Origin of the sequence: Streptomyces sp. NPDC059909, from assembly GCF_042730885.1 — a bacterium.
Classification (GTDB): Bacteria; Actinomycetota; Actinomycetes; order Streptomycetales; family Streptomycetaceae; genus Streptomyces.
Genome location: NZ_JBHWKX010000006.1, coordinates 109,541 through 128,371 on the forward strand (window position 1 = coordinate 109,541; position 18,831 = coordinate 128,371).

Here is an 18,831-nt window from a genome sequence, read left to right on the forward strand (position 1 = left end):
GGATGTCCGCACTGGTGACCGGCGGGGCTTCGGGGATCGGCGCCGCCGTCGCCGCGCTGCTCCTCCGGCGCGGCGCCCGCGTCGCCGTGCTCGACCGTGACCCGGCGGGGGCCCCCGACGGCGCGCTCGCCCTGAAGGCGGATGTCACCGACGACCGTGCGGTCCGCACCGCCATCGACGACATTGCACACGAGTTCGGCGGCCTCCACACCGTCGTCTCCAACGCGGGCATCGGCGCCATCGGCACCGTCGCCGACAACCCCGACGACGAATGGCGCCGCGTCCTCGACATCAACGTCCTCGGGATGGTCCGCACCGCCCGGCACGCCCTGCCGCATCTCCGGGCCGCCGCCGACGAGCGCCCCGGCCATGTCTCCATCACCCAGACCTGCTCGATCGCCGCCACCGCGGGACTGCCCCAGCGCGCCCTCTACAGCGCCTCCAAGGGGGCCGTCCTCTCCCTCACCCTCGCCATGGCCGCCGACCACGTCCGCGAGGGCATCCGCGTCAACTGCGTCAACCCCGGCACGGCCGACACCCCCTGGATCGGCCGGCTCCTCGACCGGGCCGCGGACCCCGCGGCCGAACGGGCCGCACTCGAGGCCCGTCAGCCCACCGGACGTCTGGTCGCCGCCGACGAGGTCGCGGCCGCCGTCGTCTATCTCGCCAGTCCCGCCGCGGCAGCCGTCACGGGCACGGCACTCGCGGTCGACGGCGGGATGCAGGGACTGCGCCTGCGCCCCGCCACCTGAGCCGACAACCGTAGACCGTAGAAGGACAGGACCCATGAGAGTGCGTACGACAAGTGCCGCGACCTGCGCCGTACTTCTGGCCGTGACGGCCCTCGCGGGCTGCAACCGGGACCAGGGCGGCGGGTCAGGCGCCGCCGGCAAGGTGGGCATCGACCTGCCGCGCAGCGACAGCGACTTCTGGAACTCCTACCAGCAGTACGTAGAGAAGGGCGTCAAGGACGGCGAGGTCGACGCGCTCTCGCTGACCAACTCGCAGAACGACATCGGCAAGCTCGTCTCCAACGTCCAGGTCTTCACCGACCAGGGGGCCAAGGCCGTCGTCATGGCCCCGCAGGACACCGGCGCGATAGCCGAGACCCTCCGGACCCTGGAGGAGAAGAAGATCCCGGTCGTCTCCGTCGACACCCGCCCCGACGAGGGCAGCGTCTACATGGTCGTACGGGCCGACAACCGTGCGTACGGCGAGAAGGCCTGCCAGTACCTCGGCAAGCAGCTGAAGGGCAAGGGCAAGGTCGTCGAGTTCCAGGGCGACCTGTCGTCCATCAACGGCCGGGACCGCTCCGAGGCCTTCAAGTCCTGCATGGACCAGAACTTCCCCGGCATCCAGGTCTTCGAGCTGGCCACCGACTGGAAGGGCGACGTCGCATCGGCCAAGCTCCAGTCCACCCTCGCCGCCCACCCCGACATCAACGGCGGCGGCGTCTTCCTGCAGCCCACCCTCGCCCTCCTCGAGCAGAAGAAGCTGCTCAAGGCGCCCGGGACCCCTGGCCACATCACGATCATCTCCAACGACGGCATCCCGGAGGAACTGGCCGCCATCCGCGAAGGGAAGATCGACGCGACCGTCTCCCAGCCCGCCGACCTCTACGCCCGGTACGCGCTCTTCTACGCCAAGGCCGCCCTGGAGGGGAAGACCTTCAAGGAGGGCCCGACCGACCACGACTCCACCATCATCAAGATTCCGAACGGCTTCGAGGACCAGCTCCCGGCACCCCTCGTGACCAAGGAGAACGTGGACGACCCGAAGCTCTGGGCCAACCAGCTGGAGAAGTAGCCATGGCGACGGCCGCAGTGCACGCGGAAGGCATCGTCAAGCGCTTCGGCCCGACCGTCGCGCTCGACGGGGTACGGCTCACCGTCGCGCCGGGCGAGTCCCACGCACTCGTCGGGCGCAACGGCGCCGGCAAGTCCACGCTCGTCAGCGTGCTCACCGGACTGCACAGACCGGACGCGGGCACCGTCACCTTCGGCGGGGAGCCGGCCCCCGCCTTCGGCGACACGGCGGCCTGGCAGTCCAAGGTCGCCTGCGTCTACCAGAAGTCCATGGTGGTCCCCGACCTCACCGTCGCCGAGAACCTCTTCCTCGGCCGCTTCGAGGCGGGCCGCCGCACGATCAGCTGGCGGAGCCTGCGGCGGCGGGCCGCGGAGCTGCTCGCCGAGTACGGCGTGAGCGTCGATCCCACCGCACGGGTGAAGGACCTCGCCGTCGAGCAGCGGCAGTTCGTCGAGATCGCGCGGGCGCTGTCCTTCGGCGCGCGCCTGATCATCCTCGACGAGCCGACCGCCCAGCTCGACGCCCGGGGCATCCAGCGGCTGTTCGCGAAGCTCCGCGAACTGCAGGACCAGGGAGTGGCGTTCCTCTTCATCTCCCACCATCTGCAGGAGGTGTACGAACTGTGCACCGCCGTCACCGTCTACCGCGACGCCCGTCATGTCCTCACCGCACCCGTTGCCGAGCTCGCCAAGGACGACCTGGTCGCCGCCATGACCGGCGAGGCCACCAGCGGCGCCTCCGCCTGGCACGCCCCGGCGCACACCGTGCGGGACGCCGAACCGGTCCTGCGCACCGAGGGGCTCGCCCTGGACGGCCAGTTCGAGCCGCTGGACCTGGAGGTGCGGGCGGGCGAGGTGCTCGGACTCGCGGGCGCCGCCGCCAGCGGCAACACGGCACTCGGGGAGACCCTGGCCGGGCTGCGGAAGGCGACCGCGGGACGGATCACGGTACGCGGCAGAACCGTCCGGCCGGGCAGCGTGCCGGACGCGCTCGACGCCGGGATCGGCTACATCCCCGAGGACCGGCACATCCAGGGCCTCGTCCCCGACCGCAGCGTCGCCGAGAACGCCACGCTCACGGTCGCCGACCAGCTCGGCCCGTGGGGGACCGTACTGCCCTCTCGTACAAGGGAATTCGCCCAGTCCATGATCACATCACTCGACATCAAGACCCAGGGGCCGCAAGCGAAGGTCTCCGGGCTCTCGGGAGGCAACCAGCAGAAGGTCGTGGTCGCCCGCGCCCTGGCCCGCAGGCCCAGCGCGCTGGTCGCCGTCCGGCCCACCGCGGGGGTGGACGTCAAGTCCAAGGACGCGCTGCTCGGCGTGGTCCGCAGGGTGGCCGCCGAAGGCAGCGCGGCCGTCATCATCTCGGACGAGCTGGACGATCTGCGGGTGTGCGACCGGGTGATCGCCCTCTTCCACGGGCGGGTCGTCGCAGGCTTCGGGACCGGGTGGACCGACCGCGAACTGGTCGCCGCCATGGAAGGTGTGGGAGAGCGGGAATGACCGACACGATACGGCCCGTGACGGCCGAGGACCTCAAGGCCGGGAGCCCGCTGAACCGGCTGCGGCTCATCAGATGGAGCGACTTCTCGCTCGTGCCGGTGATCCTGGTGCTGATGGTGATCGGCTTCATCGTCTCGCCGGTCTTCCTCACCTCCAACAACCTCATCAGCGTGGTCCAGCAGTCGTCCGAGCTGAGCCTGCTGGTGCTCGGCCAGGCGCTCATCCTCATCTGCGGCCGGATGGACCTGTCACTGGAGTCGACGATCGGCATCGCCCCGGTCATCGCCATGTGGCTGATCCTGCCGGCCGAGGGCGGCCGCTTCGCCGGCCTCGAACTCCTCCCGGTGTGGACGGCCATTCCCGTCTGCCTGCTCGCCGGGCTCGCCATCGGCGCGATCAACGGCTTCCTGATGCTCAAGCTGCGGGTCAACGGCTTCATCGCCACGCTCGGCATGCTGACCATGCTGCGGGGACTCCACATCGGCATCACCGAGGGCAAGTCGATCACCGACGTGCCGGAGTCCTTCCGCTACCTCGGCAAGACCGACTGGCTGGGCGCGCCCGCCGCCGTCTGGATCTGCCTGGCGCTCTTCGCGATCGGCGGCGCGGCGCTGGCGTATCTGCGCCACGGGCGCGCACTGTACGCGATCGGCGGGAACGCGGAGGCGGCGCGGGCCGCCGGCATCCGTGTCGACCGCATCACCTGGATCGTCCTCGCGATCGGGGGACTCCTGGCCGCGTTCGCGGGCATCCTCTACACCGGCCACTACGGCTCGGTGGCGGCCACCCAGGGCAACGGCTGGATCTTCCAGGTCTTCGCGGCGGCCGTGATCGGAGGAATCAGCCTCAAGGGCGGCCGCGGGACGCTCTTCGGCGCGCTGACGGGTGTACTGACGCTCCAGCTCGTGGTCAACGTGATGACGCTGGGCGGGGTCCCGGCGCTGTGGAACCAGTTCCTGAACGGCGCGATCATCATCGTCGCGCTGGTGATCTCACGCTTCGCGAGCGGCGAGAAGCAGGACTAGCGGCCGGCGGGACGGGCTCATTCCGAGCCGCGTCCCGGCGGCTGCTAGAGCGTCGACCTCAGCCACTGCTCGACGCTCGCCACGTGCACCGTCGCCCACGACCGCGCCGCCTCCGCGTCACGGTCGCGGAGTGCCGCGAGGATCGCGCGGTGCTCGTGGAGCGTGCGGCTGACCGCGTTCTCCTGGGTCAGCCCGCGCCACACACGGGCCCGCGTCGTCGGCCCGGAGAGGCCGTCGAGCAGGGAGCAGAGCACGGAGTTGCCGGAGGACTGGACGATGCCCCGGTGGAACTCCAGGTCCGCGGCGACCAGTTCCTCCACGGAGGGCTCCGCGCCCAGCGCGTCCAGCTGGGAGCTGAGCACGTCCAGCTCGGCCTCGCTGATCCGGGAGGCGGCCATCGCCGTCGCCGCGGGCTCCAGAATCCGGCGTACGGCCAGGAACTCCAGGACCGTGTCGTCCCGGTGGAAGTCCACGACGAAGCTCAGCGCCTCCAGCAGCAACTGGGGGTCCAGGCTCGTGACGTACGTACCGTCGCCCTGCCGTACGTCGAGAATGCGGATCAGCGACAGCGCGCGCACCGCCTCGCGCAGCGAGTTCCGGGACAGGCCCAGCTCGGCGGCGAGTTCGCTCTCCTTGGGGAGCCGGTCGCCCGGCCGCAGCGCACCTGAGACGATCATCCCCTTGATCTTCTCGATGGCCTCGTCGGTGACAGCCATGACGTTCCCCCTCGCGCTCGTCCCTCGAATCATCCGATGTCTGAGCGTACAACGAGGGCGCGCCCCGCAAGGAGCCGCCCTCGTCCACGGATGTTCGCCCTACCGCCGGGCCGGACCTGCCGCCGGGTCAGGCCTTCTTGCGCAGCAGGTCCTCGACCCCGGTACGGATGTCCTCCGTCGCCAGACCGCGGATCGTCAGCGTCGTACGGCGGCGCAGCACGTCGTCCGCCGTCTCGGCCCACTCGTGGTCGCGCGCGTACACGACCTGCGCCCAGATCTCGGGGGCGTCCGGGTGGATGCGCTCGGCCAGCGCCGGGTCGTCGTTCGCCAGCCGCGCGATGTCGAAGGACAGCGAGCCGTAGTGCGTGGCCAGGTGGCGCGCGGTGTCGGCGGCCATGCGCGGCCCGGGCGCCGGACCGTCCACCAGCAGCCGGTGGGCGACGGCGCGCGGGTTGGCGATGCCCGGCAGCGGGAGCTTCCTCGGCAGGTGCGCTATCGGCTCCATGTCGTCGGCGAGCGGCCGGCCCGGCAGCTCGGCCAGCTTGTTCATCACCGTACGGCCGATGTGGCGGAAGGTCGTCCACTTGCCGCCGGCCACCGACAGCATGCCGCCGCGGCCCTCGGTGACGACCGTCTCGCGCTTGGCCTTCGAGGTGTCGCCGGGCCCGCCCGGGAGCACCCGCAGACCCGCGAAGGAATAGGTGATCAGATCGCGGGACAGCTGCTGGTCGCGGATCGAGAACGCGGCCTCGTCGAGGATCTGGGCTATGTCCTTCTCGTTGACCGCGACATCCGCCGGGTCGCCCTCGTAGGCCTCGTCCGTCGTACCGAGCAGCAGCATGTCCTCCCAGGGGAGGGCGAAGGTGATGCGGTACTTGTCGATCGGGGTCGCGAGGGCCGCCTTCCACGGCGAGGTGCGCTTCAGCACCAGGTGCGCGCCCTTGGAGAGGCGGATGGAGGGCGCCGCGTTCGGGTCCTCCATCTTCCGCAGGTGGTCCACCCACGGGCCGGTCGCGTTCAGCACCAGCCGGGCGGTGACGCCGAACTCGGCACCGTCCGTGCGGTCCTTGAGCTCGGCGCCCGTGACCCGGCCCCGGGTGAAGCGGAGCCCGGTGACCTCGGCGTGGTTGAGGACGGCCGCGCCCGCGTCGACGGCCGCGCGGACCGTCATCAGCGCCATGCGGGCGTCGTTCATCTGGTCGTCGCCGTAGACGGCCACGGCCCTGAGGTTCTCCGTGCGCAGCTCGGGGACGTCGCGCTGCGCCCTGGCCGGGGAGATGACGTGGCCGACGCCGTCACCGAACGCGGAGAGCGCCGAGTAGGCGAAGACGCCCGCGCCGAGCTTGGCGGCGCCGTGCGGGCCGCCCTTGTAGACCGGCAGGTAGAAGGTGAGCGGGTTGGCCAGGTGCGGGGCCACCTCGCGGGAGACCGCACGCCGCTCGAAGTGATTCTCCGCGACCAGCTTCACCGCGCCGGTCTGCAGATAGCGCAGACCGCCGTGGAGCAGCTTGGAGGAGGCGGAGGAGGTGGCGCCGGCGAAGTCGCCGGCGTCCACCAGCGCCACCCGCAGCCCGGCCTGCGCGGCATGCCAGGCAGTGGAGATGCCCAGGATGCCGCCGCCGATCACCAGGAGGTCGTATGTCGCCTTGGCAAGCTGCTCCCGGGTCTCGGCGCGGCTCGGCAGGGAACCGGAGGCCGGGTGCGTCCCCAGGGCGGGGACGCTCTGCAGGGTGGTCATCGTCGATAGCTCCTCGTCAGCTCTCGTGCTCGATCCAGCCCATGGTCCGTTCGACGGCCTTGAGCCAGAGCTTGTACTCGCGGTCGCGCTCGGCCGCTTCCATACGGGGGGTCCATTCGGCGGCCCGGCGCCAGTTGGCGCGGAGCGCGTCGGTGTCCGGCCAGAAGCCGACGGCCAGGCCGGCGGCGTAGGCGGCGCCGAGGCAGGTCGTCTCGGCGACCATCGGACGTACCACGGGGGCGTCCAGGACGTCCGCGAGGGTCTGCATCAGCAGGTTGTTGGAGGTCATTCCGCCGTCGACCTTGAGTGCGGTCAGTTCGACACCCGAGTCCTTGGTCATGGCGTCGGTGATCTCGCGGGTCTGCCAGGCGGTGGCCTCGAGAACGGCGCGGGCGATGTGCGCCTTGGTGACGTACCGGGTGAGTCCGGCGATCACACCGCGGGCGTCGGAGCGCCAGTACGGGGCGAAGAGACCGGAGAAGGCCGGGACGAAGTAGGCGCCGCCGTTGTCCTCGACGCTCGAGGCGAGGGTCTCGATCTCGGCGGCGGAGTTGATCAGGCCCATCTGGTCGCGCATCCACTGGACGAGCGCGCCGGTGACGGCGATGGAGCCCTCCAGGGAGTACACCGGCGCCTGGTCGCCGATCTTGTAGCCGACGGTGGTGATCAGGCCCGAGTAGGAGTTGATGATCTTGTTGCCGGTGTTCATCAGCAGGAAGGTGCCGGTGCCGTACGTGGACTTCGCCTCACCCTCGGCGAAACACGTCTGGCCGAACAGCGCGGCCTGCTGGTCGCCGAGCGCGGAGGCGACCGGGATACCGTCCAGGACGCCGCCCTTGACGTGGCCGTACACCTCGGCGGAGGAGCGGATCTCCGGCAGCACGGCCATGGGGACCTCCATGGACTGGGCGATCTTCTCGTCCCACTCCATGGTGTGGAGGTTCATCAGCATGGTCCGGGAGGCGTTGGTGACGTCGGTGACGTGGTGCCCGCCGTCGACTCCGCCGGTGAGGTTCCAGATGACCCAGGAGTCCATGGTGCCGAAGAGGATCTCGCCGCGCTCGGCGCGCTCGCGCAGGCCCTCGACGTTGTCCAGCAGCCAGCGGACCTTGGGGCCGGAGAAGTAGCTCGCGAGCGGCAGACCGGTCTCGCGGCGGAAGCGGTCCTGGCCGACGTTGCGGCCGAGCTCCCTGCAGAGCTCGTCGGTGCGGGTGTCCTGCCAGACGAGGGCGTTGTGGACGGGCTCACCGGTGTTCTTGTCCCACAGCAGCGTCGTCTCGCGCTGGTTGGTGATGCCGATGGCCTTGACGTCGGCGGCGGTGATGCCGCCCTTCTCCAAGGCGCCGGCGACGACCTCCTGGACGTTGGTCCAGATCTCGGCGGCGTTGTGCTCCACCCAGCCCGGCTTCGGGAAGATCTGCTCGTGCTCCTTCTGGTCGACGGAGACGATGCGGCCGTCCTTGTCGAAGACGATGCAGCGGGAGGAGGTGGTGCCCTGGTCAATGGCCGCGATGAAGGGGCCGGCGGTGTGTGCGTCGGTCACGGTGTGCTCCTGAAAGTCTCGGGGAAGGACGTAAGGCTCAGACGAACGCGAGCTGGTAGATACCCGCGGCGAGGGCGCCACCGATCAGCGGTCCCACCACGGGGACCCAGGCGTACCCCCAGTCGGAGCCGCCCTTGTTCGGCATCGGGAGCAGGGCGTGCACGATGCGCGGCCCCAGGTCGCGGGCCGGGTTGATGGCGTAACCGGTCGGACCGCCGAGCGAGAAGCCGATGCTGACGACGACGAAGGCGACGATGAGTCCGCCGAGCGTGCCGAGTCCCTTGCCGCTGTCGTTCAGGCCCATGGTGAGTACGGCCAGAACGAGCACGAGCGTGCCGATGATCTCGGTGGCGAGGTTCTGCCAGACGATCCGGATCTCGGGGCCGGTGGAGAAGATGCCGAGCACCGGACCGGCCTTCGGGGCGGCCCGCTCGGTGACCATGCCCTCCTCGTGGGGCGCCGCGGCGATGATCTCCGGGTCGGTGAGGTGGGCCTTGAACTGGCCGTAGTAGGCGACCCAGGCCAGGAAGGCACCGAGCATGGCGCCGAGCAGCTGGCCCGCGAAGTAGACGGGGACGTTGCTCCAGTCCCCGCTCGTGATCGCGATACCGAGCGTGACTGCCGGGTTCAGATGCGCACCGGACATGGGGCCCGATATGTAGACCGCCGTCATGACCGCGAAGCCCCACCCGAAGGCGATGGCGACCCAGCCGGCGTTCTGCGCCTTGGAGCGCTTGAGCACGACGGCGGCGACAACGCCGGCGCCGAGCAGGATGAGTACGGCGGTACCAATGATCTCGCCGATGAAGATGTCGGAGCTGGACACCCGCGACTCCTTTGTCCTTCGTCCAGGGGAAGGCGAACCGACGGGTCCCTCCGCGGTTCGCGCCCTCGGGGGATGAGAGCGATACCGGCCCTTGGCGTTGCCACACTCTAGCGCGTATCGCCGGTAGGTGTTCGACAATGCCGACCGATGGACGGCAGTTTTGCCCCCTGGTTAACACGACGTCAAGGGTTGTGTGGCCGATAACCCGATCGTTATCGATGATGCGCCTGAACGCCTCGAATCGCCTGGCGTGAAGGGGGTGGCACCGCGAGGATGCAGGTCAGCCGCCGGCCGTCGGTCGGACGTGCGGCTGCGGTGGAGAGACGTGGGGGCGCCGGGGATCAGAACCGCCCGGCACCCGGGTCGCGGGAGACGGCGCGCGTGGTTTCAGAACCGCCCGGCGCCCAGGTCGCGGGAGACGGCGCGCGCGCAGTCCCGTACCGCCGCCACCAGTTCCGAGCGCAGTTCCTGGCCGTCGCAGACCCGCTCCACCGCGCCCGTGATCGCCACCGCGCCGACCGGCATCCGGCGCCGGTCGTGGATGGGCGCGGCCACCGCGGCGACACCCTCCCAGGTCTCCTCGACGTCGTCCGCCCAGCCCCGCGCCCGGGTCAGCTCGAGCACCCCCTCGAAGCCCTTCAGGTCGGTCACGGTCCGCGGGGTGAACGCGTTGCGGTCGAGCTCCAGGGCCTCGCTGTGCGCCACCGGGTCGTACGCCGACAGCACCTTCCCCAGTGCTGTGGAGTGCAGCGGCTGCATCGCACCGACCTCCAGCACCTGGCGGCTGTCGTCGGGGCGGAACACGTGGTGGACGATGAGCACGCCGCGCTGGTGCAGCACCCCCAGATGCACGCTCTCACCGCTGGAGCGCGCCAGGTCGTCCGTCCAGACCAGGGCGCGGGCCCGCAACTCGTGCACGTCCAGATAACTGTTGCCGAGGCGCAGCAGCTCGGCCCCCAGCTGATAGCGGCCGGACGCCGCCTCCTGCTCGACGAAGCCCTCCGCCTGGAGCGTGCGCAGGATGCCGTGCGCCGTCCCCTTGGCCAGGCCGAGCGACGACGCGATGTCGGACAGCCCGAGCCGGCGCTCGCCGCCCGCGAGCAGCCGCAGCATCGCCGCCGCTCGTTCAAGCGACTGGATGTTCTTCGCCATCGCCCGGCCCCTTCTCACCATGGTTCGACAATGCTGAACATTATCGGCCGATGCCGAATAGCTCCTACCGCCAGGACAGTCTGTCAAGACCGCGCGGATGGAGACATCATCGAGTCATCACCCAGTCGCCGGAGACAGCATGCCGTCCACCGGCTGGGACGGGACGCCGCCGTGCAGGACGCCCGGCTACTCTGGCCGGGTGCGCCTTCCGCAGGGAAGTCGCAAAGCCGACAGCCGTCGCATCCCAGGGAGCACTTCCATGGCCTCGTTGCCGACCCCTTCCGCCGACAGCCGGATTCCCGCCGACAGCAGGACCCGCGCCGCCGCCCTCCGCGAGGCCCTCGCCACCCGTGTGGTGGTGGCCGACGGAGCCATGGGCACCATGCTCCAGGCGCAGGACCCCACCCTCGACGACTTCCAGAACCTCGAGGGCTGCAACGAGATCCTCAACGTGACCCGCCCCGACATCGTCCGGTCGGTCCACTCCGCGTATTTCGAGGTCGGCGTCGACTGCGTCGAGACCAACACCTTCGGTGCCAACTTCGCGGCCCTGGGGGAGTACGACATCGCCGAGCGGGTGTACGAGCTGTCCGAGGCGGGTGCCCGGATCGCCCGCGAGGTCGCCGACGAGCACACCGTCTCCTCGGGGCAGCAGCGGTGGGTGCTGGGCTCGATGGGCCCGGGGACGAAGCTGCCCACGCTGGGCCATGCCCCGTACACCCTGCTGCGTGACGCGTACCAGCAGAACGCGGAGGGGATGATCGCGGGCGGCGCCGACGCGCTCCTCGTCGAGACCACCCAGGACCTCCTCCAGACCAAGGCCGCCGTCCTCGGCGCCCGCCGGGCCCTGGAGGCCACCGGCTCCGACCTGCCGCTGATCGTGTCGGTCACCGTCGAGACCACGGGCACGATGCTGCTGGGCTCGGAGATCGGCGCGGCGCTGACGGCGCTGGAACCGCTGGGCATCGACATGATCGGCCTGAACTGTGCGACCGGCCCGGCCGAGATGAGCGAGCACCTGCGCTACCTCGCCCGCCACTCCCGTATCCCGCTGTCCTGCATGCCCAACGCCGGTCTGCCGGTTCTGGGCAAGGACGGGGCGCACTACCCGCTGACCGCCCCCGAGCTGGCCGACGCGCAGGAGACCTTCGTGCGCGAGTACGGGCTCTCCCTGATCGGCGGCTGCTGCGGTACGACGCCGGAGCATCTGCGGCAGGTCGTCGAGCGGGTCCGCGACCTCGCCCCGACCCCGCGCGATCCGCGCCCCGAGCCCGGCGCCGCGTCCCTCTACCAGACCGTTCCGTTCCGGCAGGACACCTCGTACCTGGCCATCGGCGAGCGGACGAACGCCAACGGGTCGAAGAAGTTCCGCGAGGCGATGCTGGACGGCCGCTGGGACGACTGCGTGGAGATGGCGCGCGACCAGATCCGTGAGGGCGCGCACATGCTGGACCTGTGCGTCGACTACGTCGGACGTGACGGTGTCGCGGACATGGAGGAGCTGGCCGGCCGCTTCGCCACCGCCTCCACGCTGCCGATCGTGCTGGACTCCACCGAGGTGGACGTCCTCCGTGCCGGGCTGGAGAAGCTCGGCGGCCGGGCGCTGATCAACTCGGTGAACTACGAGGACGGCGACGGCCCGGAGTCGCGGTTCGCGAAGGTCACCCGGCTGGCGCAGGAGCACGGTGCGGCCCTGATCGCGCTCACCATCGACGAGGAGGGCCAGGCCCGTACCGCCGAGAAGAAGGTCGAGATCGCCGAGCGGCTCATCGCGGACCTCACCGGCAACTGGGGCATCAACGAGTCGGACATCCTGATCGACACGCTCACCTTCACGATCTGCACCGGGCAGGAGGAGTCCCGCAAGGACGGCATCGCGACGATCGAGGCGATCCGCGAGCTCAAGCGCCGCCACCCGGACGTGCAGACCACCCTCGGTCTGTCGAACATCTCCTTCGGCCTGAACCCGGCCGCCCGCATCCTCCTGAACTCGGTCTTCCTCGACGAGTGCGTGAAGGCGGGCCTGGACTCGGCGATCGTGCACGCCTCGAAGATCCTGCCCATCGCCCGCTTCGACGAGGAGCAGGTCACCACGGCGCTCGACCTGATCCACGACCGGCGCTCGGAGGGCTACGACCCGCTGCAGAAGCTGATGGCGCTGTTCGAGGGCGTCGACACCAAGTCGATGAAGGCCGGCAAGGCCGAGGAACTGCTCGCGCTGCCGCTGGAGGAGCGCCTGAAGCGCCGCATCATCGACGGCGAGAAGAACGGCCTGGAGGCCGACCTCGACGAGGCCCTCAAGGAGCGCCCCGCCCTCGACATCGTCAACGAGACCCTGCTGGACGGCATGAAGGTCGTCGGCGAGCTGTTCGGCTCCGGCCAGATGCAGCTGCCGTTCGTCCTCCAGTCCGCCGAGGTCATGAAGTCCGCGGTGGCCTACCTCGAGCCGCACATGGAGAAGTCCGACGCGGAGGGCAAGGGCACCATCGTGCTCGCGACCGTCCGCGGCGACGTCCACGACATCGGCAAGAACCTCGTCGACATCATCCTGTCCAACAACGGCTACAACGTGGTCAACCTGGGCATCAAGCAGCCCGTCTCCGCGATCCTGGAGGCCGCCGAGGAGCACAGGGCCGATGTGATCGGCATGTCCGGCCTCCTCGTCAAGTCCACTGTGATCATGAAGGAGAACCTGGAGGAGCTGAACCAGCGCAAGCTGGCGGCCGAGTACCCGGTGATCCTCGGCGGGGCCGCGCTGACCCGTGCGTACGTCGAGCAGGACCTGCACGAGATCTACGAGGGCGAGGTCCGCTACGCCCGCGACGCGTTCGAGGGCCTGCGCCTGATGGACGCCCTGATCGCGGTCAAGCGCGGCGTCCCCGGCGCCGCCCTCCCCGAGCTCAAGCAGCGCCGGGTCCGGGCCACCGCGGCCACGGTCGTGGAGGAGCGCCCCGACGAGGATGCGGTCCGCTCCGACGTCGCCACCGACAACCGCGTCCCCGAGCCGCCCTTCTGGGGTACCCGAGTCGTCAAGGGCATCCAGCTCAAGGAGTACGCCTCCTGGCTCGACGAAGGCGCGCTCTTCAAGGGCCAGTGGGGCCTCAAGCAGGCCCGCACCGGCGACGGCCCGACGTACGAGGAGCTCGTCGAGACCGAGGGCCGCCCGCGGCTGCGCGGCTGGCTGGACCAGCTGCACACCGAGAACATGCTGGAGGCCGCCGTCGTCTACGGCTACTTCCCCTGCGTGTCCAAGGGCGACGACCTCATCCTGCTCAACGAGGACGGCTCCGAGCGCACCCGCTTCACCTTCCCGCGCCAGCGCCGCGGCCGGCACCTGTGCCTCGCCGACTTCTTCCGCCCGGAGGAGTCCGGCGAGACGGACGTGGTCGGCCTCCAGGTCGTCACCGTCGGCTCGAAGATCGGCGAGGCCACGGCGAGGCTCTTCGAGTCCGACTCGTACCGCGACTACCTCGAACTGCACGGACTGTCCGTCCAGTTGGCCGAGGCCCTCGCCGAGTACTGGCACGCCCGAGTCCGCGGCGAGCTCGGGTTCGGCGGCGAGGACCCGGCGGACATCGAGGACATGTTCGCGCTCAGGTACCGGGGAGCCCGCTTCTCGCTCGGTTACGGAGCGTGCCCGGATCTGGAGGACCGCGCGAAGATCGCGGAGCTTCTCGAACCCGAGCGGATCGGCGTCAAGCTCTCCGAGGAGTTCCAGCTCCACCCCGAGCAGTCCACGGACGCGATCGTGATCCACCACCCCGAGGCGAAGTACTTCAACGCACGGTAGGCGCGGCGCCGCGGAACGCTGCGCAGGCGAAACGCAGGGCAAACAATTCGCGCACTTCGGGCGCGGGGGTCGTACACTGGTCGATCCAGTGCAGGCCGGTCGTCCTCCCTCACCGGGAGGGTGGCCGGCCTTCTCGTCCCTCCAGGAGGTGTGCCGATGACCAGCACGGTCCCCGCGTCCTTGGCCCGTACGGCCGGCGGCTCTGCCCTGCAGGCCGTGTTCCTCGACATGGACGGCACCCTGGTGGACACCGAGGGCTTCTGGTGGGAGGCCGAGGTGGAGGTCTTCGCGGACCTCGGGCACGACCTGGACGAGGCATGGCGGGACGTGGTGGTCGGCGGTCCGATGACCCGCAGCGCGGGCTATCTCATCAAGGCGACCGGCGCGGACATCAGCCTCGCGGAGCTCACCGTGCTCCTCAACGAACGCTTCGAGGACCGCATCGCCCGCGGCGTGCCGCTGATGCCGGGCGCCGAGCGGCTGCTCGCCGAGCTCGCCGAGCACAACATCCCCACGGCCCTGGTCTCCGCCTCCCACCGGCGCATCATCGACCGCGTGCTGGCGTCCCTGGGCCGTGACCGCTTCGCGCTCACGGTCGCGGGCGACGAGGTGGCGCGTACCAAGCCGCACCCGGACCCGTATCTGTTCGCCGCCCGCGGCCTGGGCGCCGAGCCCCCGCGCTGCGCCGTCATCGAGGACACCGCCACCGGTGTCGCCTCGGCCGAGGCCGCCGGCTGCATGGTCGTCGCCGTTCCCTCCGTCGCGCCGATCGCTCCGGGTGACGGCCGCGTGGTCGTGGGCTCGCTGGAGGAAGTGGATCTCTCCTTCCTCCGTACCCTCATCACCCGAATGAACTAAGGCGCACACCCAGTGTGTACCTCGCATACGTTGGCAACTCTGGGCATCTGACCGTGTATTTTCCGTAACCCTCCTTATGGCGTGACGTTCGTCACTCGAAGTGACGTCCGAATTCGTGGTTCATACGACCCGAGCCCGGTCTGGGCCGTTTCGGGCGTGACCTTGTGTCCGGATTGATGGGGCGGTGTACGAATCATCCGCCCGCATGAATATCGATGCGGCGTCATTCCTGATCACTGAGTGATGACACCCCAACTCGGGCCCGGTCCAGGACTTGTGGCGTCTCCCACTAATCTCGACGCGAGAACTTCGCCGCACCCACCATGTGCCCCGGCCGCCAACCCCGTCGCCGTGGGCACAGACCCGATCGCTCGCAATCCCGGTCCGATCGCACCGCCCCGAACGGGCGGCCGCGGCGGAGTGTCCCGTACACCGCTGTATCCCAGTGTGGGATGAGGGAGAAACGTCCACGATGAATCGCAAGACACTGGTGCTGCCGGCCCTGGCGGGCCTGCTCGCCCCCGCGCTCGCCGCCTGTGGTACCTCGGGCAGCGGGTCCGACGGCGGCGATGCCATTGTCGTGGGCACCACGGACCAGTTCGTCGCCAACAGCGACGCTCCTGCCCCCTTCGATCCGGCCTATGCGTACGACACCGGCGCCTGGAACGTCCTCCGCCAGACCCAGCAGACGTTGATGCACGTCCCGCGCGGCGGCGGCCAGCCGGTGCCCGAGGCCGCGTCCCGCTGCACCTTCACGGACACCGAGAGCGAGAGCTACCGCTGCACGCTCCGCGACGGCCTGGAGTTCTCCGACGGCAAGCCCGTGACCGCCGAGGACGTGAAGTTCTCCATCGAGCGCGTCCTGAACATCAGGTCGGACAACGGTGCGGCCGGACTGCTGGCCAACATCGACACCATCGAGGTCAAGGACGCCAAGGAGCTCGTCTTCCACCTCGCCACGCCCGACGCCACGTTCCCGTACAAGCTCTCGACGCCCGTGGCCGGCATCGTCAGCGGCGACGCGTACGACGGGAAGAAGCTGCGCGAGGGCTTCGAGTCCAGCGGCTCCGGCCCGTACACCCTGAAGGCCGAGACCGAGGGCGACAAGCTCGTCAAGGCCGTGTTCACCCAGAACCCCCACTACAAGGGCGACCTGAAGCTGCGCAACAGCAAGGTCGAGCTGCGCTCCTTCCCGGACGCCGAGGCCATGGGCCGCGCCCTGGAGTCCGGCGAGATCGACATGATGGCCCGCGCCATGTCGCCCGAGCAGATCAAGGAGCTCTCGGAGACCCCGAAGGAGAACATCGAGCTCACCGAGATGCCCGGCCTCGAGATCCGCTACCTGGCCTTCAACACCAAGGACCCGTCCGTGAAGGACAAGGCGGTCCGCCAGGCCATGGCGTCCGTCGTCGACCGCGGCCAGATCGCGAGCAAGGTGTACGGCGCCACCGCCGAGCCGCTCTACTCGCTGATCCCGTCGAGCATCACCGGCCACACCAACTCCTTCTTCGACAAGTACGGCGAGCCGAACCGCGACAAGGCCGCCGACATCCTCGAGCGCGCCGGGATCGACACCCCGGTCGAGCTCACCCTGCACTACACGACCGACCACTACGGCTCAGGTACGGCCAAGGAGTTCGCGGCGCTGCGCGACCAGCTCAACGCCACCGGCCTCTTCGACGTGACGGTCCAGGGCACCGAATGGTCGAAGTACCGTCCCGCCCAGAAGCGCGGCGACTACGCCGTCTACGGCCTCGGCTGGTTCCCCGACTTCCCGGACCCGGACAACTACATCGCCCCGTTCCTGGACAAGGACAACTTCCTCAACACCCCCTACGTGAGCACCGTCGCCCGCAACCAGCTCATCCCCGAGTCCCGCCGCCAGGCGGACCGCAGCGCCGCGTCGGAGCCGTTCAACAAGCTGCAGGACATCGTCGCCGACGATGTGCCCGTGCTGCCGCTGTGGCAGGGCAAGCAGTACGTCGCCGCCCGGTCGGACATCACCGGCGTCGAGTGGACCCTCAACTCCTCCTCCGACCTGCAGTTGTGGGAGCTGGCCCGCGGCACCGCCTGATCCGCGGCACCGCCCGACCTTCAGTACCCGGCCGTGAACGTCGCGGCCTGTCATGAGAGCAAGAGGCAAGGTTCTGTGAAGGCAAGAGTCAAGACATGGACGGTCCCCCTCGCCGCGGGGCTTTCCGCCGCTCTGCTGGCGGGCTGCGGGGCGGACAAGGGTGACGGGGAGTCGGGTGACGCCGCCAAGGTGGTCGTCGGCATGTCCGACGAGGTCCTGGCCACAGACCCGGCGGACGGATACGACCCCGGCTCGTGGCTGCTCTTCAACAACGTCTTCCAGTCCCTGATGAGCTTCCCCAAGGGCGGGTCGACCCCGCAGCCCGAGGCTGCCGAGAAGTGCGGCTTCGACGGCAACGCCAGCACGGTCTACCGCTGCACGCTGCAAGAGGGCCTGAAGTTCAGCAACGGCAACGCGCTGACGTCGGAGGACGTCAAGTTCTCCTTCGAGCGCGCGCTGCAGATCGACAGCGACTCCGGGCCGGTGCCGCTGCTGTCCACCATCGACCGCATCGAGACCCCCGACGAGCGGACCGTCGTCTTCCACCTGAAGGTGCCCGACGCCACGTTCCCCAGCAAGATCGCCTCGGGTGCGGGCTCCATCGTCGACCACCGCGAGTACGAGGCCGGCGCGCTGCGCAACGACGGCAAGGCGGTCGGCTCGGGCCCGTACAAACTCGACTCCTTCAGCGAGACGGAAGCGGTCTTCTCGGTCAACCCCGAGTACAAGGGCACTGCCGAGGTGAAGAACGGCGGCGTGACGCTCACCTTCTTCCACGGCGACCAGAAGCGCCTCGGCTCCGCTCTCAAGCAGGGTGACGTCGACGTCGCCTACCGAGGACTCACCGCCCAGGACATCGCCACACTCCAGGGCTCCCTCTCCGCCGACGACGAGCAGATCCAGGTCGTCGAGGGTTCCAGCGCCGAGGTCCAGCACCTGGTCTTCAACATGGACGACCCGGTCGCGGGCAAGCGCGCGGTGCGCGAGGCCTTCGCGTACCTCGTCGACCGGGACGCCCTCGTACGCGACGTCTACGAGGCCACCGCGACCCCGCTGTACTCGATCGTCCCGGCGGGTATCGGCACCCACAGCACGGCCTTCTTCGACCGCTACGGCGGCACCCCCCAGCCCGGCAAGGCGCGCAAGGCCCTGCGGTCGGCGGGCATCACCGACAAGGTGAAGCTCACCCTCTGGTCCACGCCGAGCCGCTACGGCCCCGCCACCGACCAGGAACTGAAGGCGATCGCCAAGCAGCTCAACGACAGCGGGCTGTTCGAGGCCACCGTCGAGTCCGTCGAGTTCGGGCAGTACGAGAAGGACGTCCAGGCCGGGAAGTACGGCGTCTACGTGAAGGGCTGGGTCCCCGACTACCCGGACCCCGACAACTTCACCGCGCCGTTCTTCGGGCCCGACAACGTCCTGGGCAACAACTACGAGAACAAGCAGATCACCGGCAAGATCATCCCGGACACCTCGGCCATGGCGGACCGCGCGGCGACCGAGGACAAGTTCGCGGAGCTCCAGAACCTCGTCTCCGAGGACATCCCCGTCCTGCCGCTGTGGCAGGGCAAGCAGTACGCCGTCGCCCACGGCAACGTCACGGGCCTCGAGTGGACGCTCGACGCCTCGACGGTCTTCCGCTTCTGGGAGATCAAGAAGGGCTGATTCTTTTCGGCGGCTCGGTTCCCGACAGCCGCGCGCCCCTTCGGCTCACTCCCCCCCAAGAGACACACCCCACAGAAGAAAAAAAAACAAAAAGACCCCCCCCCCCCCACACCAAAACCCACCCCCCCCCCCC

Annotated in this window: 13 protein-coding genes; 8 read left to right on the plus strand and 5 right to left on the minus strand. The window is 69.6% G+C overall.

Annotated elements, in window-relative coordinates:
* The first annotated feature begins 2 nt into the window (after positions 1-2).
* From ACFV9O_RS07425 to ACFV9O_RS07440, 4 genes are read left to right on the plus strand one after another with little or no spacing between them, the layout of a single operon-like run.
* A complete protein-coding gene (locus tag ACFV9O_RS07425) occupies positions 3-752 on the plus strand; it encodes an SDR family NAD(P)-dependent oxidoreductase (RefSeq protein WP_385413648.1) in 750 nt (249 codons plus the stop codon).
* A 34-nt stretch (positions 753-786) separates the two neighbouring features.
* Entirely contained in the window at positions 787-1,806 is a 1,020-nt protein-coding gene (locus ACFV9O_RS07430) for a sugar ABC transporter substrate-binding protein (RefSeq protein WP_385413520.1), read from the plus strand.
* Positions 1,807-1,808: 2 nt separating this feature from the next.
* The gene (locus ACFV9O_RS07435) at positions 1,809-3,311 is read left to right on the plus strand and encodes a sugar ABC transporter ATP-binding protein (RefSeq protein ID WP_385413523.1); all 1,503 of its coding nucleotides are present in this window, start codon (positions 1,809-1,811) and stop codon (positions 3,309-3,311) included.
* Positions 3,308-4,336, plus strand: coding sequence for an ABC transporter permease (locus ACFV9O_RS07440; protein ID WP_385413525.1), 1,029 nt, complete (start codon positions 3,308-3,310; stop codon positions 4,334-4,336). The genes ACFV9O_RS07435 and ACFV9O_RS07440 overlap by 4 nt, the downstream gene beginning before the upstream one ends.
* 44 nt (positions 4,337-4,380) lie before the next feature.
* Here ACFV9O_RS07440 and ACFV9O_RS07445 read toward each other — a convergent pair whose 3' ends face one another.
* The 5 genes from ACFV9O_RS07445 to ACFV9O_RS07465 all read right to left on the minus strand — a co-directional run bounded on the left by ACFV9O_RS07445 (position 4,381) and on the right by ACFV9O_RS07465 (position 10,311).
* Positions 4,381-5,052 carry a FadR/GntR family transcriptional regulator gene (locus tag ACFV9O_RS07445; protein ID WP_385413528.1) on the minus strand — a complete coding sequence of 224 codons (672 nt, stop codon included), beginning with the start codon at positions 5,050-5,052 and terminating at the stop codon, positions 4,381-4,383.
* A gap of 127 nt (positions 5,053-5,179) precedes the next feature.
* Positions 5,180-6,790, minus strand: coding sequence for an FAD-dependent oxidoreductase (locus tag ACFV9O_RS07450; protein WP_385413531.1), 1,611 nt, complete (start codon positions 6,788-6,790; stop codon positions 5,180-5,182).
* A 16-nt stretch (positions 6,791-6,806) separates the two neighbouring features.
* Complete coding sequence (gene glpK, locus ACFV9O_RS07455; RefSeq protein ID WP_385413534.1) at positions 6,807-8,333, minus strand: glycerol kinase GlpK; 1,527 nt, start codon at positions 8,331-8,333, stop codon at positions 6,807-6,809.
* A gap of 37 nt (positions 8,334-8,370) precedes the next feature.
* The gene (locus ACFV9O_RS07460; RefSeq protein WP_385413536.1) at positions 8,371-9,159 is read right to left on the minus strand and encodes an MIP/aquaporin family protein; all 789 of its coding nucleotides are present in this window, start codon (positions 9,157-9,159) and stop codon (positions 8,371-8,373) included.
* Between the two features lie 387 nt (positions 9,160-9,546).
* The gene (locus tag ACFV9O_RS07465; protein ID WP_385413539.1) at positions 9,547-10,311 is read right to left on the minus strand and encodes an IclR family transcriptional regulator; all 765 of its coding nucleotides are present in this window, start codon (positions 10,309-10,311) and stop codon (positions 9,547-9,549) included.
* Between the two features lie 259 nt (positions 10,312-10,570).
* On the opposite strand from ACFV9O_RS07465, the gene metH reads away from it, so the two are divergent.
* The 4 genes from metH (at position 10,571) to ACFV9O_RS07485 (ending at position 18,698) form a co-directional block, all read left to right on the plus strand.
* The gene (gene metH / locus ACFV9O_RS07470) at positions 10,571-14,101 is read left to right on the plus strand and encodes a methionine synthase (protein ID WP_385413542.1); all 3,531 of its coding nucleotides are present in this window, start codon (positions 10,571-10,573) and stop codon (positions 14,099-14,101) included.
* Between the two features lie 156 nt (positions 14,102-14,257).
* Positions 14,258-14,959 carry an HAD family hydrolase gene (locus ACFV9O_RS07475; RefSeq protein WP_385413545.1) on the plus strand — a complete coding sequence of 234 codons (702 nt, stop codon included), beginning with the start codon at positions 14,258-14,260 and terminating at the stop codon, positions 14,957-14,959.
* A 472-nt stretch (positions 14,960-15,431) separates the two neighbouring features.
* Entirely contained in the window at positions 15,432-17,033 is a 1,602-nt protein-coding gene (locus ACFV9O_RS07480; protein ID WP_385413548.1) for an ABC transporter substrate-binding protein, read from the plus strand.
* Between the two features lie 75 nt (positions 17,034-17,108).
* Positions 17,109-18,698: an ABC transporter substrate-binding protein gene (locus ACFV9O_RS07485; RefSeq protein ID WP_385413550.1), complete on the plus strand. Its 1,590-nt coding sequence runs from the start codon at positions 17,109-17,111 to the stop codon at positions 18,696-18,698.
* Positions 18,699-18,831 lie beyond the last annotated feature (133 nt).

Bases quoted from the DNA above. Each gene is read 5' to 3' on its own strand.
- ACFV9O_RS07425 (WP_385413648.1), top strand. From the start codon at position 3: ATGTCCGCACTGGTGACCGGCGGGGCTTCGGGGATCGGCGCCGCCGTC.
- ACFV9O_RS07430 (WP_385413520.1), top strand. From the start codon at position 787: ATGAGAGTGCGTACGACAAGTGCCGCGACCTGCGCCGTACTTCTGGCC.
- ACFV9O_RS07435 (WP_385413523.1), top strand. From the start codon at position 1,809: ATGGCGACGGCCGCAGTGCACGCGGAAGGCATCGTCAAGCGCTTCGGC.
- ACFV9O_RS07440 (WP_385413525.1), top strand. From the start codon at position 3,308: ATGACCGACACGATACGGCCCGTGACGGCCGAGGACCTCAAGGCCGGG.
- ACFV9O_RS07445 (WP_385413528.1), bottom strand. From the start codon at position 5,052: ATGGCTGTCACCGACGAGGCCATCGAGAAGATCAAGGGGATGATCGTC.
- ACFV9O_RS07450 (WP_385413531.1), bottom strand. From the start codon at position 6,790: ATGACCACCCTGCAGAGCGTCCCCGCCCTGGGGACGCACCCGGCCTCC.
- ACFV9O_RS07465 (WP_385413539.1), bottom strand. From the start codon at position 10,311: ATGGCGAAGAACATCCAGTCGCTTGAACGAGCGGCGGCGATGCTGCGG.
- metH (WP_385413542.1), top strand. From the start codon at position 10,571: ATGGCCTCGTTGCCGACCCCTTCCGCCGACAGCCGGATTCCCGCCGAC.
- ACFV9O_RS07475 (WP_385413545.1), top strand. From the start codon at position 14,258: ATGACCAGCACGGTCCCCGCGTCCTTGGCCCGTACGGCCGGCGGCTCT.
- ACFV9O_RS07480 (WP_385413548.1), top strand. From the start codon at position 15,432: ATGAATCGCAAGACACTGGTGCTGCCGGCCCTGGCGGGCCTGCTCGCC.